Raw genomic sequence first — 13,687 nt, 5'->3', positions numbered from 1 at the left:
TGCCATGTCCCTTCTGCGTGGGCGAACCCCCGGCACCATTTGACAACGGATGTGAGCACCATCGCTACCATCGAGGCACTCAAGGGCCGAGCTTCAACGAGGCTCGAAGGAGGCTCGAAGGAGGCTCGAAGGAGGAATGTGAGCACTGACGGCGAAGACCACGAGCACGGCAAGTGGGACCCGGGCCTGACCAAGCGGCTGATGAGCGTGCTGCGGCCGGTCTTGAAGGCGTACTTCCGCTCGGAAGTGCACGGTCTGGATAACTTCCCGCCCGGCGGGGCGCTGGTGGTCGCCAACCACTCCGGTGGCCAATTCCCGATGGACATTCCGATCCTCAGCGTCGACTTCTACGAGAAGTTCGGCTACGACCGCCCGGTCTACACGCTGAGCCACGACATTCTGTTCACCGGCGTCACGGGTGACCTCTTCCGGCGCACCGGTTACATCCGGGCCAATCGGGAGAACGCGGCAAAGGCCCTGCGGACCGGCGGCGTGGTGGTGGTCTTCCCCGGCGGCGACTACGACGCGTACCGGCCGACGATGTCGGAGAACGTCATCGACTTCAATGGCCGCAAGGGCTACGTCAGTACCGCCATCGAAGCCGGCGTCCCGATCGTGCCCATGGTGTCCATCGGCGGACAAGAGACCCAGTTCTACCTGACCCGGGGCACTTGGCTGGCCCGAACGCTTGGGCTGAAGCGCTTGCTGCGCAGCGAGATTCTGCCGCTGTCCTTCGGCTTTCCGTTCGGACTGACCTCACCGATTCCGCCCAATCTTCCGCTGCCCGCCAAGATCGTGACGCAGGTGCTGGAACCCATCGACATCGTCAAGGAATTCGGTGAAAACCCCGATGTCGACCAGGTCGACGAGCACGTCCGCGCGGTGATGCAGCAAGGCCTGGATCAGCTCGCCGCCAAGCGCCGTTTCCCGATTCTGGGCTGAGTCATGGCATCTCGTATCGAACAAGCCGTCGGCATAATCAGCACCCTGCGGCGCGCCCGGATGATCGCGCCGATGCGCCCCGACCGCTACCTGAAGATGGCCGCCGCCATGCGTCGCGAAGGCATGGCCATGACGGTGGGCTTCGCCGGCGCCGCACAGCGCTGCCCGGACCGCCCCGGCCTGGTCGACGAACTGGGCACGCTGACCTGGCGGCAACTCGACGAGCGGATCAACGCATTGGCGGCAGCATTGCAGAAGATGCCCTCCGGGCAGCCCGGCGTTATCGGGATCATGTGCCGCAATCACCGCGGTTTCGTCGAGGCGCTGGTGGCGGCGAACCGGATCGGCTCCGACGTCTTGTTGCTCAACACCTCGTTCGCCGGTCCCGCGATGGCCGACGTGGTCAACCGCGAAGGTGTCGACGCCGTCATCTACGACGAGGAGTTCACCGCGACGGTGGACCGCGCGCTGGCCGACCGACCGGATGCCACCCGCATCGTGGCATGGACCGACGGCCCGCACGAGCTGACGGTCGAGAGGCTGATCTCCGAGCACCTCGGGCAACAGCCCGAGCGCACCGGCAACAAGGGCAAAATCATCCTGCTCACCTCCGGAACCACCGGAACTCCAAAGGGCGCCAAGCAATCTGGCGGCGGCGCCGGAATCGGCACGCTCAAGGCCATCTTGGACCGCACGCCGTGGCGTGCCGAGGAGACCGTGGTGATCGTCGCGCCGATGTTCCACGCATGGGGGTTTTCGCAACTGATCTTCGCGGCATCGATGGCGTGCACGGTGGTCACCCGACGCAAATTCGACCCGGAGGCCACCTTGGACCTCATCGATCGACACCAGGCGACGGGCCTGGCGGTGGTGCCGGTGATGTTCGACCGCATCATGGATCTGCCCGACGATGTCCGCAATCGCTACAGCGGCCGCTCGCTGCGGTTCGCCGCGGCGTCCGGTTCGCGGATGCGGCCCGACGTCGTCATCTCGTTCATGGACCAGTTCGGCGACGTGATCTACAACAACTACAACGCGACCGAGGCCGGCATGATCGCGACCGCCACGCCGGAGGATTTGCGCGCCGCCCCGGACACCGCCGGACGGCCGGCCGGCGGAACCGAAATCCGGATTCTGGACCCGGAATTCAACGAACTGCCCGTTGGCGAGGTGGGCACCATCTACGTGCGCAACGACACCCAGTTCGACGGCTACACCTCGGGTGCCACAAAAGATTTCCACGCCGGTTTCATGTCCTCCGGCGACGTCGGCTACCTCGACGAGAACGGGCGGCTATTCGTCGTCGGCCGCGACGACGAGATGATCGTCTCCGGCGGCGAGAACGTCTACCCGATCGAGGTCGAGAAGACACTGGCGGCCCACCCCGAGGTGGCCGAGGCCGCGGTGATCGGCGTCGACGACGAGCAGTACGGGCAGCGGCTGGCGGCGTTCGTGGTGCTCGAACCCGGTGGCTCGGCTGACGTCGAGACCCTCAAACAACACGTTCGCGAGAACCTGGCGAACTACAAGGTGCCCCGCGAGATAGCCATCCTCGACGAGCTTCCCCGCGGCAGCACCGGCAAGATCCAGCGCAACGAACTCAAATCCCTGGCGAGCGACTCGTGAGGGGCACACGGTTGCTCCGGACGCTGCGGAAGCCAAGGCCTTTGACCCGCGCCGCCCTCGAGTTGATCAACGCCGCCAACGGTTTACGTCCGCTCAGCCGTAACCCATACGCCTCGGTGCTGGTGTTCTGGTTCGGTTGGCCGGCTTCGGAGGTGCCCGGCATCTACGGCGCCGCGTCCGCGCTGGACGCGGTTCGCCGGGGGCGTCGAGGCGATTTCGCCGGCCCGAAAGGCAAAGCAGCGCTTGCCCTTACCGTCGCATCCTGGGGCATCCTCGGGGTGATCCGCTATCGCGGCGCCACCACTGCCGGCCCGGTACTGGAAGCGGGGCTGACCGATCAACTCGGCGCCGACTACGAACAGGAACTCAAGGCGCTGCCGGCAGAGCCAACCCGCAGCGGCCGGCGTAATCTGCCGATGCGCACCACGGTGGCCCGGCGGCGCTTCGTCGACAAGCAGAACGTCGTGTCCTACGGTCCGCACGGTCATGCCAATCTGGCCGACATCTGGCGTCGCCGCGACCTGCCGCGTGACGGCAAGGCCCCGGTGCTGCTGCAGGTACCCGGTGGGGCATGGATGATCGGTTGGCGTCGTCCCCAGGCGTATCCACTGATGAGCCACCTTGTTTCGCGCGGTTGGGTGTGTGTGTCGATGAACTACCGGGTCGCGCCGCTGCACACCTGGCCCGACCACATCGTCGACGTCAAACGCGCGCTGGCATGGGTCAAGGAGAACATCGCCGCCTACGGCGGGGACCCGGAATTCGTTGCGATCAGCGGTGGTTCGGCCGGCGGGCACCTGTCTGCCTTGGCGGCACTGACCCCCAACGACCCGAAGTTCCAGCCGGGCTTCGAGGAGGCCGACACGTCGGTGGTGGCAGCCGTCCCGTTCTACGGTCGCTACGAGTGGTACACCACCGAGGCGCCCGGCCGTGCGCAATTCGTCGACGTACTCGAAAAGCTAGTGGTCAAGCAGAAATTCAGCACCCACCGCGACATCTACCTCGACGCCTCGCCACTCCGGTACGTACACGCGGATGCGCCGCCGTTCTTCGTACTGCACGGAACCGACGACTCGCTTATCCCCGTCGCCGAGGCGCGGGAATTCGTGCAAGAGCTGCGTGAGGTGTCCAAGTCCCCCGTCGCCTACGCCGAGCTGCCCTACGCCCAGCACGCGTTCGACATCTTCGGTTCCCCGCGGGCACACCAGGCCGCCGATGCCGTCGCCCGGTTTTTGTCCTGGGTGTACGTGACGAATCCACCTCCGTCGATTGGGCGTGTCTGACAGAGGTTTCCGTGGTCTCCGTGCGTTGCACCGAGATCGACGGTAGCGGGGAAAAGTTCGAGTCGATGTCGCGCCAGCGTCGATCTCGGCGTCGACGCCGGTGACTATTGCGCAAGCTCTTCGGCGGCGCGTTCGAGTTCGGCCAGCGCCGGCTCGATGGCGTCTGCCAGCTCATCGATGTCGTTGGCCACTTCGGGCGTGGTGACGAAGCCGAAGTCCAAGTATTCCTGGTAGGAGAAGCAGGTGATGTTCAGCGCGACGTCCATCACCGGCGGCCCGAGGGGCACCAAAGAATCCAGCTTGGCGCCGGCCATGTACAGGGGGAAGGGCGGTCCCGGGACATTGGAGACCACCAAGTTGATAGGCGCCAGGTTGTGTGACAACCCGGTGGCCGTGTAGGCGCGCGCAGCTAGCTGCAGCAGCCCGGGCGGCGTGGTCTCGGTGAGCCCCATGATCTGATGCGCCGACAGCGCCTTGGCCATTTCCTTTGCGCTACGGGTACTTTCGTGGATGGCCTTGAGCCGCTTCCCCGCATCCTCGACGTCGGTGGCCAGTGATGCGGTCATCGAGCTGATCTGGTTGCCGACGTCGCTGGCGGTCGCATCGGTGCGGGTCGACACCGGGATCTGCGCGATCAGCGGCTTGGGCGGCAGCTCGTTACGCTTCTGCAAGTACTCGCGCGCGGCACCGGCCACCATCGCGAGCACCACGTCGTTGAGCTTCACACCGAACGCGTCCTTGACAGCCTTGGCCCGGACCAGCTCGACGCGGGTACCGCTGATCCGCCGGTGCGGCGATACCGCTGCGTTGAACCGGGTCTTCGGCGCCTCGAAATAGCGCGGCGGCCTGCTGCTGACGCCCAGCGCGGCAATCTGCTGACGCACGGTCTGCTCGAGTAGCCGGGTGATGCGGAACGGCGTCTTGACCGCCACGTTGATGAGTGCCCCTACCGCCCGGCGTTCGAGGCCCGGCAGCTGGAACCCGACCAGTGATCCCACCGTTTCCTTTTGCGGCGGGCGGGGTTCCGGTGTGACGTCCAACAGGATTTCGCCCAGTCCGGCGCCGGAAACGCCGTCCACGATGGCGTGATGCATTTTGGTGAGGGTCGCGATTCGGCCGCCCTCGACACCTTCGATGACCCACAGTTCCCACAGCGGTCGGGAGCGGTCCAGCTTGTAGGACATCAGCCGGCCCACCAACTCCTCGACCTCGCGGCGGCCGCCTGGAGCCGGCACCCCGATGCGGCGCAGATGGAAGTCGATGTCGAGGTCCTGGTCCTCCACGAACCACGGCCGGTCCAATCCGAGGGGGGCGCCGGTCACCCGCCACCGTAACTGCGGCAGCTCCGGCAACCGCTCGATGAGCATTTCGCGGAGCCGCTGAAAGCTGTAGTCAGGAGCGTGCTGGATATCGCAGATCGCCAGCGCACCCACATGCATATGCCAGCCCGCAGTTTCCGCTGACCAAAACGCCGCATCGACACTCGAAAGCCGCTTCATGCGATGACCGTAGCCCTCGCCTGCCCGCCGCGCCCAGCTATCGCCGACAATCTCACAGCGGGCGGCCGTGTGAGCTCATCGAACGTGTGGGTTATGGACACACGTTCGGCGAGTCAAGCCGTTAGGCGTCCTCGAGCAGGTCGGGCGTCACCGCCGACTCGGTGTCGGGGATGCCGTCGACCTTCGCCTTGCGATCGGCCATCGACAGCAGCCGTCGAATACGGCCTGCGACAGCGTCTTTCGTCATCGGCGGGTCGGCGAGCCGGCCCAGCTCCTCCAGGGACGCCTGCCGGTGCTCCACGCGCAGTTTGCCGGCCGAGGCCAGGTGATCAGGCACGGTGTCGCCGAGGATCTCCAGCGCCCGCTCCACTCTGGCGGCCGCCGCCACCGCAGCCCGGGCCGAGCGGCGCAGATTGGCGTCGTCGAAATTGGCGAGCCGATTAGCCGTCGCACGCACCTCGCGACGCAACCGGCGCTCTTCCCAGATCACCCGGGTGTCCTGGGCACCCATCCGGGTCAGCAATGTGCCGATTGCTTCGCCGTCGCGTATCACCACCCGGTCGGCGCCACGCACCTCGCGGGCCTTGGCGCTGACTCCCAGCCGGCGCGCCGCGCCCACCAGAGCAAGCGCGGCCTCGGGACCGGGACAGCTGACCTCCAGCGCCGACGAACGTCCCGGCTCGGTCAGCGAGCCGTGCGCCAGAAAGGCTCCCCGCCATGCCGCCTCGGCGTCGCCGACGCTGCCGCCGACAACCTGGGCGGGCAGGCCGCGCACCGGGCGCCCACGCAGATCGAGCAGCCCGGTCTGACGGGCCAGCGCCTCGCCGTCGTTGGCGACCCGCAGCACGTAACGGGTGCTCTTGCGAATCCCGCTGGCCGACAACACATGCACGACGGCGTTGTACCCGTACAAGTCGAAGATGTCCTTACGCAGCCGGCGCGCGATCCCGCCCAGGTCGACCTCGGCCTCCACGACCACCCGACCGCCCACGATGTGCAATCCGCCGGCGAACCTCAGCAGCGACGTGACCTCTGCCCGCCGTGCACTGACAGATTTCACTATCAGCCGGCTGAGCTCTTCCTTGACTTCGGTCGTCATCGCCACGCGTCGTCACCCCTTGGTCCGTTGTCGACCCGACCCATGCACGCCACTCTGTGAACGTTCACCGTCGATCGCGATCTCTTCGGTGGCCGTCACCGCAGGCGCCGCCGGGCCATCGCCCACGCGTACGCCATCCAAAGCCGCCGCCAGCTTGCCCGGGTCATGTAAAGGTGTACCAGGTCTGGCCACGTCTACGAAGTGGACCTCGGCTTGCAGCAGTGTTGCGGTGCGGCGCAGCTGATCCCGTTCTCGCTCACTTGGTACTCGTTCGGCGTCGATGATGATGTCGTGCACGGTGAACCCGGGCGGTGCATGCTGGGCCAGCACGTGCAGGTGCCGCTCCACCGAGAAGCCGGCCGTCTCCCCCGGTTCGGCCACCAGGTTGAGCACCAGCGCCCGTCGTGCCGTGGTGGCGCGCAGGGCCGCGGCCAAACCGGGCACCAGCACGTGCGGGATCACGCTGGTGAACCACGAGCCGGGGCCCAGCACCACTAAGTCGGCGGCCATGATGGCGTCGATGGCCTGCCGGGTCGCCGGCGGGTCGGCGGGTAGCAACCGGACCCGCCGGACCTTCCCCGGAGTGGTGGCGATCGCCACCTGGCCACGGATCACCCGGAACATTCGCGGATCGGCCTCCAGGCCCGACACGTCGGCTTCGATCTGCAGCGCGATCGGGCACATCGGCAGCACCCTGCCCTTGACGCCGAGGATGCGGCCGAGCTCGTCGAGGGCGGCGACCGGGTCGGCAAGCATCTCGTTGAGCCCGGCCAGGAGCAGGTTGCCGATCGGATGTCCGGCCAGGGCACCGCTACCGCCGAACCGGTGTTGCAGGATGGTGGCCCACAGTCGTCCGTACGGACTGTCGGATGCCAACGCCGCCAACGCCATTCGCAGATCTCCGGGTGGCACCACCTCTAGTTCGCTGCGCAGCCGACCCGAGGAGCCCCCGTCGTCCGCGACCGTCACGACGGCGGTGACGTAGGGCGTCAGCCGGCGGGCGGCCGACAATGTTGCGTACAGGCCGTGTCCCCCACCGAGGGCAACGATGCTTTGGTTCGCGGGGCTGACGGGTGAGGTCATTCGCGACCCAGATCCCGGTGCAGTACCCGCACCGACAGTTGCGGATCGGACCGCAGCAGTCCCATCAATGCCTCGGCGATCGCGACGCTGCGGTGCTTCCCGCCGGTGCAGCCGATGGCGACCGTCATGTAGCGCTTCCCCTCTCGGCGGTAGCCCTCGACCACCAACGACAGCAATTGATGGTAGGCGTCGAGAAAGTCGCCCGCGCCGGGTTGGCCTAACACGTATTCGCGCACCGCGGGATGTTGGCCGGTGAGCGGCCGCAACTCGTCGACCCAGTGCGGATTCGGCAGAAACCGTACATCCATCACCATGTCGGCGTCCATCGGCAGGCCGTACTTGAAGCCGAAAGACTCGACGGTGACGCTGGTGGTCGCTCCGGCGTCGCCGCCGAAGGCGCGCTCGATGCTCTCCCGTAAACCGCGCACCGACAGTGTCGACGTGTCGATGATCAGGTCTGCGGTGGCGCGGACCTGGGCCAGCATCCTGCGTTCGGCGGCAATTCCCTCGGCCAGGGTCTGCTGGCCCTGCAACGGATGACTGCGGCGATTCTGTTCGTAGCGGCGGACCAGCATGTCGTCTGATGCCTCCAGGAACACGACGCGGGGGGTGATGTGGCGGGTAGCCAGTTCGGTGCGTACCGAATCCAGGTCGCCGGTGAATCCGCGCGACCGCACATCCATGACCACCGCCAGCTGGGTGATCCGCGATCCGGCCGCCAGCCCGAAATCGACCATCCGGGTGATCAGCTGGGGCGGTAGGTTGTCGGCCACATACCACCCGAGGTCCTCGAGCACTTTGGCCGCGGTGCCGCGCCCGGCCCCGGACAACCCGGTCACCAGCACTACGTCGATATCAGCCGGCGAGTCCTCCACAGTCATTCCGGCGCTCCGGAAGGTTCGGGCCGCAGCGCCTCGAGCACGGCGGTGGCAGTGGCCACGCCGATACCCGGAACGGCGGTGATCTGGTCGACGGTGGCCTCCTTGAGGCGGGCTATGGATCCGAAGTGGGTGACCAGCGCTTTGCGACGATGCTCTCCCAATCCGGGCACCGAGTCCAGCACCGATGCCGTCATTCGCTTGGAACGCTTGCTGCGATGGTAGTTGATCGCGAATCGGTGTGCCTCGTCGCGGATCCGCTGCAACAGATACAGCCCCTCGCTGTTGCGCGGCATGATGATCGGATCCGGTTCCGACGGCACCCACACCTCTTCGAGTCGCTTCGCCAAACCTATAACCGCGACATCGGTGATGCCGAGCTCGTCGAGCACCGCACTCGCCGCATTGACTTGAGGGGCTCCGCCGTCGACGACGAACAGGTTGGGCGGATAGGCGAAGCGGCGTGATTTGCCTTCCGGGGAAAGCAGATTCGGATCGCTCTGGTCCTGCAGGTGGCGCCAGAACCGGCGTCGGGTCACCTCGGCGATGGACGCGACGTCGTCGGAGCGCCCCTGCCCCGCGGCGTCCCGGATGCCGAAGTGGCGGTAGTCCGATTTGCGCGGCAGCCCGTCTTCGAAAACCACCAGTGAGCCCACCACGTCGGTGCCCTGAACGTGGCTGACGTCGACACACTCAATCCGCAGCGGCGCGTCAGCCAACCCCAGCGCTTCCTGAATGTTCTGCAACGCAGCGGATCTCGCGTTGAAGTCGCCGGCCCGCTTCAGCTTGTGTTGCTGCAGAGCGTCTTTCGCGTTGCGCTGCACGGTTTCGGCCAATGCACGCTTGTCGCCACGGCGCGGCACTCTAAGAACCACCCGTCCGCCGCGCAGCCCGGACAGCCAAGCAGCGAGCTCCTCGGAGTTGGACGGCAGGCACGGCACCAGGACCTCGCGCGGGACCGGGTTGGCGGATTCGTCGGCCGCACCATCGAGCTCGGCCTGCTCCCCGTAGAACTGGGTCAGGAATTGCTCGACGAGTTGTTCTTCACCGGATTCACCAGGGTCTCCCGGCTTTTCGACGATCCAGCCGCGCTGGCCACGAACCCTGCCACCGCGGACATGGAACACCTGCACCGCCGCTTCCAGTTCGTCGTCGGCGAAGGCGACCACGTCGGCGTCGGTGCCGTCGCCGAGCACCACGGCCTGCTTCTCCATGGCCCGCTTCAGCGCGGACAAGTCGTCGCGAAGCCGCGCCGCCCGTTCGAAATCGAGTTTTTCGGCCGCCGCGTTCATCTGCTGTTCGAGGTCCCGGGCGAACCGGTCGGTCTTCCCGGACAGGAAATCGCAGAAATCCATGACAATTTGGCGATGCTGCTCGGCGCTGACCCGCCCGATACACGGCGCCGAGCATTTGTCGATGTAGCCGAGCAGGCATGGCCGGTCGATTTGCTTGTGCCGCTTGAACACTCCGGCCGAGCAGGTCCGCGCCGGAAACACCCGGGTGAGCAGATCCAGGGTTTCCCGGATCGCCCAGGCATGTGAGTACGGCCCGAAGTAGCGCACGCCCTTGCGCCGCGGGCCCCGGTAGACCATCAGCCGCGGAAACTCCTCGTTGAGGGTGACGGCCAGCGCCGGATAGGACTTGTCGTCCCGGTAGCGGACGTTGAAGCGTGGATCGAACTCCTTGATCCAGTTGTATTCCAGCTGCAGCGCCTCGACTTCGGTGTTGACCACCGTCCACTCGACCTTGGCGGCGGTGGTCACCATCTGGCGGGTCCGCGGGTGCAGGCCGGCAACGTCAGCGAAGTACGACGTCAGCCGGCTGCGCAGGCTCTTGGCCTTGCCGACGTAGATGACTCGGCCGTGCGGGTCCCGGAATCGGTATACGCCCGGCTCGACCGGGATGGACCCGGCCGGGGGGCGATATGTCGCGGGATCTGGCACGTATCCCAGGCTATCGGGCGCTTGAGGGGTGGCGGCATGGGTGCCGAGCAGACGCAAAAGCACCTCATTCGAGCCTGAATTAGGTGCTTTTGCGTCTGTTCGCGGCATCAAAAGTGGAAGTATCGCCAGAGTGGCCAACAAGAAACCGCAGACGATCTCTTATCCGGCACCAGGGGCGCGTCCGCGTCGCCACGACGCCGCACCCCTGGACCCCCACGTCATCGTGCTCTTCGGCGCGACGGGAGACCTGGCTAAACGCAAGCTGCTGCCCGGTCTGGCGTATCTGGACCAGTCCGAGCTGGCGCCCGACATCCAGATCGTCGCGACGTCGCTCGAAGACTTCGACGACGACCAGTTCCGCGAGATCGCCAAAAAAGCCATCGACTCGTTCGGCACGCACAAGCTCACGCCGGACCAGTGGGACAACTTCGCACGAATTGTCACCTACGTCCCGCAGAGCGCCGGACCCGAAGCACTCGCCGAAGCCGTCGCTCAAGCCGAAGACAAATTGGAGGGCGAAGCTCTGCGACTGCACTACCTGTCGGTTCCACCCAAGGCTGCGCGCGACGTCATCACCATGCTGCGCGACGCCAAACTCGTGGAGCGCTCCCGGGTAGTGATGGAGAAGCCGTTCGGCACCGACCTCGCCAGCGCCGTGTCGCTGAATGACTTCCTGCACGAGACGTTCGAGGAATCCCAGATTTTCCGTATCGACCACTTCCTGGGCAAGGAGGCAGCCCAGAACATCTTGGCGTTCCGCTTCGCCAACGGCCTGTTCGAGCCGATCTGGAACCGCAACTTCATCGACCACATCCAAATCGACATTCCCGAGGAGCTCGGTCTCGATCAGCGAGCCGACTTCTACGAAAGCACAGGCGCCTACAAAGACATGGTGGTGACGCACCTGTTCCAGGTGATGGCGTTCGTGGTGATGGAGCCACCGACGGCCCTTGAGCCGCGTGCGATCAGCGAAGAGAAGAACAAGGTGTTCCGGTCGATGCTGCCGGTCAAGACCGCGAACGTGGTGCGGGGCCAGTACGCCGGTTACCGCCAAGAGAAAGGCGTGGCAAAGGATTCCGACACGGAGACGTTCATCGCGCTCAAGATCGGCATCGACAACTGGCGTTGGGCGGGTGTGCCGATCTATCTGCGCACCGGCAAGAAGATGGCCGAGGGCATCCGCGTCATCTCGATCGCTTTCAAGGAAGCTCCTCGAACCATGTTCCCGCCCGGGTCTGGGGTCGGCACCCAAGGCCCTGACCACCTCACGTTCGATCTCGCTGACAACTCGAAGGTGTCGCTGTCCTTCTACGGCAAGCGGCCCGGCCCCGGTATGAAGCTCGACAAGTTGTCGATGCAGTTCTCCACGCAAGAGGTCGACACCGTCGTCGACGTGCTCGAGGCCTACGAACGGCTGATCCTCGATGCGATGCGTGGCGATCACACCCTCTTCAACACAGCCGAGGGCATCGAATCACTGTGGGAGCGTTCAGAACAACTGCTCAACGACCCGCCGCCGGCCAAGATGTACCAGCCCGGCTCCTGGGGACCCAACGCAATTCATCAGTTGATCGCACCCAATGCATGGCGGTTGCCGTTCGAACGGGAATGGCGCGAGAAACGCTGAGGGCACCTGTTCCGGCTGCGGCTTTCAGGCCTTGCTCTCCAACTGCGCCCTTCTTTTCGCCGCCCAGTCCGGCATCGGAAATCCCGCCTTGGAATCGCACACCGACATGACCAGAACCACTCGCGGGATCACGGCCAGTCCGTAGTCACAGGTCCAATCCGGACGAGTCATGGTCCACACCAGAACACCGTCGGAGGTCGTGCCGAAGAAGCTGAGTCTCATAGGCCCGAAGTCGCCCGACGGTGACACGCCGATGGCGTCGCCACGACAGTTCGACACGGCGCTGAAACCATTCCAAACCACGTCGTGGGTATTCAACGCATTGTCGTAGACGTCGATCGATTCTGCATACAATGCCTGGCTGTCGAACTTGTATGAGGATTCAGCATGCTCCCTGGACCCGGCCGGACGAAGCGGCGAACCCTCGAAAAGCATTGCCGCCGAACACTCCTCAGGGCGGGTGCTGGTGAAGAAATTAGTCCCTACGGGCGCCGCCGTCGCCGGCCCGAGCGGAGTAGTGTCCCCGTCCTGCAGCAACAGATCTCGCGCCGCGATCATGTGCGGCTGCGGTTCACCGGAAGCCCGAACCGCCTTACCGGACACCGGCGTGGCGCACCCACCCAATGTCAGCACGACGATCAATGCGGCCGCCATCCGCAATGTGCCGCGCACAGTCATCGTTTCAGGTCCGGCCGGTATTGGGCGAGCAACGACCGCACGGTGTCCATGGCCGCCACGGCACGCTCCTTGTCGACGGCCTGGATCGCCATCACCGGAATGTATTCGTCGTCAGGCAAATCTATTCGCGCCCAGCGACTTCCGGCAGGAAACGACACACCGAGCACCTCTGACCAGTCGATCAGCCTGTCGCCGAATAGATTACGCACTGACAGCCCGGGGCGGCCAACCCGCAGCCGCGGTCGCGTGAAGAGCAGGATCACACCGGCGATGACCAGACCGAGGGCTGCCATCGCTACCTGGTCCGCGGTCTGGAAGATCACTCCACTGGACTTGATCTTCAACAGCAAACCCACGACGATATGCGCCGCGGCGATCAGGAACGCTGCGATGCAGGCGAATATCGGCGTCAGGTGGGAACGCAGCTCGACATCCCAGTCGGCGGAAGACGGCGGGGTCACGGTCGAGCGCGCAGGTCGCGCAAGGTCAGCGCGGTGGCCAAAGCCGCCGCCGTGGCCTGGGCACCCTTGTCCTCAGCCGAGTCCGGGAGCCCCGCCCGATCCAGCGCCTGCTGTTCGGTGTTGGTAGTCAGCACACCGTTGGCGACCGGCGTCGACTCGTCCAGCGAAACCCGCGTCAGGCCCTGCGTCACCGCATCACAGACATAGTCGAAATGCGGTGTCTGGCCACGAATCACGACACCCAACGCGACGACAGCATCGTGGTTGCGAGCGAGTTCCTGTGCGACGACCGGAATCTCGATCGCGCCGAGCACACGGACCACTGTGGGATTGTCGATGCCCGACTCAGTGGCTACTTTGCGGGCGCCGGCCAGCAGCGCATCGCAGATTTCGCTGTGCCAGGTGCTGGCGACGATGGCCAGCCGCACACCTGAAGCGTCCAGCACAGGAACATCCGGCACTCCGGCGCCACCACTCACAAGCGCCGCTCTCCCCCGCAAGCGGGTGGGGTCCCCACCGCAAGGTAGGGGAGTGCCCCCACCTCATCGCACGTCTCTGCATCGTCGCC

At 65.6% G+C, this 13,687-nt stretch carries 11 protein-coding genes and 1 pseudogene; 4 read left to right on the top strand and 8 right to left on the bottom strand.

All coding sequences use genetic code 11. The features are described from left to right. Positions 1-201 precede the first annotated feature (201 nt). From A9W99_RS12370 to A9W99_RS12360, 3 genes are read left to right on the top strand one after another with little or no spacing between them, the layout of a single operon-like run. Complete coding sequence (locus tag A9W99_RS12370; RefSeq protein ID WP_082929971.1) at positions 202-942, top strand: lysophospholipid acyltransferase family protein; 741 nt, start codon at positions 202-204, stop codon at positions 940-942. 3 nt (positions 943-945) lie between these two features. Next, positions 946-2,568 carry an acyl-CoA ligase FadD12 gene (fadD12, locus tag A9W99_RS12365; protein ID WP_067377655.1) on the top strand — a complete coding sequence of 541 codons (1,623 nt, stop codon included), beginning with the start codon at positions 946-948 and terminating at the stop codon, positions 2,566-2,568. 11 nt (positions 2,569-2,579) lie between these two features. Further along, positions 2,580-3,851, top strand: a complete 1,272-nt coding sequence (locus A9W99_RS12360; protein ID WP_253869792.1) for an alpha/beta hydrolase — start codon at positions 2,580-2,582, stop codon at positions 3,849-3,851. Positions 3,852-3,955: 104 nt separating this feature from the next. Here the strand turns inward: A9W99_RS12360 and A9W99_RS12355 are convergent, their stop codons facing one another. From A9W99_RS12355 to uvrC, 5 genes and pseudogenes are all read right to left on the bottom strand, one after another. After that, positions 3,956-5,350 carry a wax ester/triacylglycerol synthase family O-acyltransferase gene (locus A9W99_RS12355; protein ID WP_067377649.1) on the bottom strand — a complete coding sequence of 465 codons (1,395 nt, stop codon included), beginning with the start codon at positions 5,348-5,350 and terminating at the stop codon, positions 3,956-3,958. Positions 5,351-5,471: 121 nt separating this feature from the next. Further along, the gene (gene whiA, locus A9W99_RS12350; protein ID WP_067377646.1) at positions 5,472-6,449 is read right to left on the bottom strand and encodes a DNA-binding protein WhiA; all 978 of its coding nucleotides are present in this window, start codon (positions 6,447-6,449) and stop codon (positions 5,472-5,474) included. Further along, positions 6,446-7,532 (bottom strand): annotated as a pseudogene (gene yvcK, locus A9W99_RS12345) (uridine diphosphate-N-acetylglucosamine-binding protein YvcK). The gene whiA and the pseudogene yvcK overlap by 4 nt, the downstream one beginning before the upstream one ends. Further along, on the bottom strand, positions 7,529-8,413 hold the full coding sequence (gene rapZ / locus A9W99_RS12340; RefSeq protein ID WP_067377640.1) for an RNase adapter RapZ: 885 nt from the start codon (positions 8,411-8,413) through the stop codon (positions 7,529-7,531). Before rapZ ends, yvcK begins: the two are co-directional and overlap by 4 nt. Continuing rightward, positions 8,410-10,353 carry an excinuclease ABC subunit UvrC gene (gene uvrC, locus A9W99_RS12335; protein ID WP_067377821.1) on the bottom strand — a complete coding sequence of 648 codons (1,944 nt, stop codon included), beginning with the start codon at positions 10,351-10,353 and terminating at the stop codon, positions 8,410-8,412. The genes rapZ and uvrC overlap by 4 nt, the downstream gene beginning before the upstream one ends. Positions 10,354-10,483: 130 nt before the next feature. On the opposite strand from uvrC, the gene zwf reads away from it, so the two are divergent. Next, complete coding sequence (gene zwf, locus A9W99_RS12330; protein ID WP_067377637.1) at positions 10,484-11,980, top strand: glucose-6-phosphate dehydrogenase; 1,497 nt, start codon at positions 10,484-10,486, stop codon at positions 11,978-11,980. Positions 11,981-12,004: 24 nt separating this feature from the next. On the opposite strand, the gene A9W99_RS12325 is transcribed toward zwf, so the two are convergent. From A9W99_RS12325 to ribH, 3 genes are read right to left on the bottom strand one after another with little or no spacing between them, the layout of a single operon-like run. Next, positions 12,005-12,658 carry a hypothetical protein gene (locus A9W99_RS12325; RefSeq protein WP_067377633.1) on the bottom strand — a complete coding sequence of 218 codons (654 nt, stop codon included), beginning with the start codon at positions 12,656-12,658 and terminating at the stop codon, positions 12,005-12,007. Then, a complete protein-coding gene (locus A9W99_RS12320) occupies positions 12,655-13,119 on the bottom strand; it encodes a PH domain-containing protein (protein WP_067377631.1) in 465 nt (154 codons plus the stop codon). The genes A9W99_RS12325 and A9W99_RS12320 overlap by 4 nt, the downstream gene beginning before the upstream one ends. After that, entirely contained in the window at positions 13,116-13,598 is a 483-nt protein-coding gene (gene ribH / locus A9W99_RS12315) for a 6,7-dimethyl-8-ribityllumazine synthase (RefSeq protein WP_067377629.1), read from the bottom strand. Before ribH ends, A9W99_RS12320 begins: the two co-directional genes overlap by 4 nt. Positions 13,599-13,687: the final 89 nt, after the last annotated feature.

It is taken from the genome of Mycobacterium sp. 1164966.3, assembly GCF_001665395.1.
Classification (GTDB): Bacteria; Actinomycetota; Actinomycetes; order Mycobacteriales; family Mycobacteriaceae; genus Mycobacterium.
The sequence above is the reverse complement of the archived record's forward strand: the minus strand, read 5'-3'. Positions and strand labels throughout refer to the sequence as shown.

Bases quoted from the DNA above. Each gene is read 5' to 3' on its own strand.
- rapZ (WP_067377640.1), bottom strand. From the start codon at position 8,413: ATGACTGTGGAGGACTCGCCGGCTGATATCGACGTAGTGCTGGTGACC.
- A9W99_RS12370 (WP_082929971.1), top strand. From the start codon at position 202: ATGAGCGTGCTGCGGCCGGTCTTGAAGGCGTACTTCCGCTCGGAAGTG.
- A9W99_RS12325 (WP_067377633.1), bottom strand. From the start codon at position 12,658: ATGACTGTGCGCGGCACATTGCGGATGGCGGCCGCATTGATCGTCGTG.
- fadD12 (WP_067377655.1), top strand. From the start codon at position 946: ATGGCATCTCGTATCGAACAAGCCGTCGGCATAATCAGCACCCTGCGG.
- whiA (WP_067377646.1), bottom strand. From the start codon at position 6,449: ATGACGACCGAAGTCAAGGAAGAGCTCAGCCGGCTGATAGTGAAATCT.
- A9W99_RS12355 (WP_067377649.1), bottom strand. From the start codon at position 5,350: ATGAAGCGGCTTTCGAGTGTCGATGCGGCGTTTTGGTCAGCGGAAACT.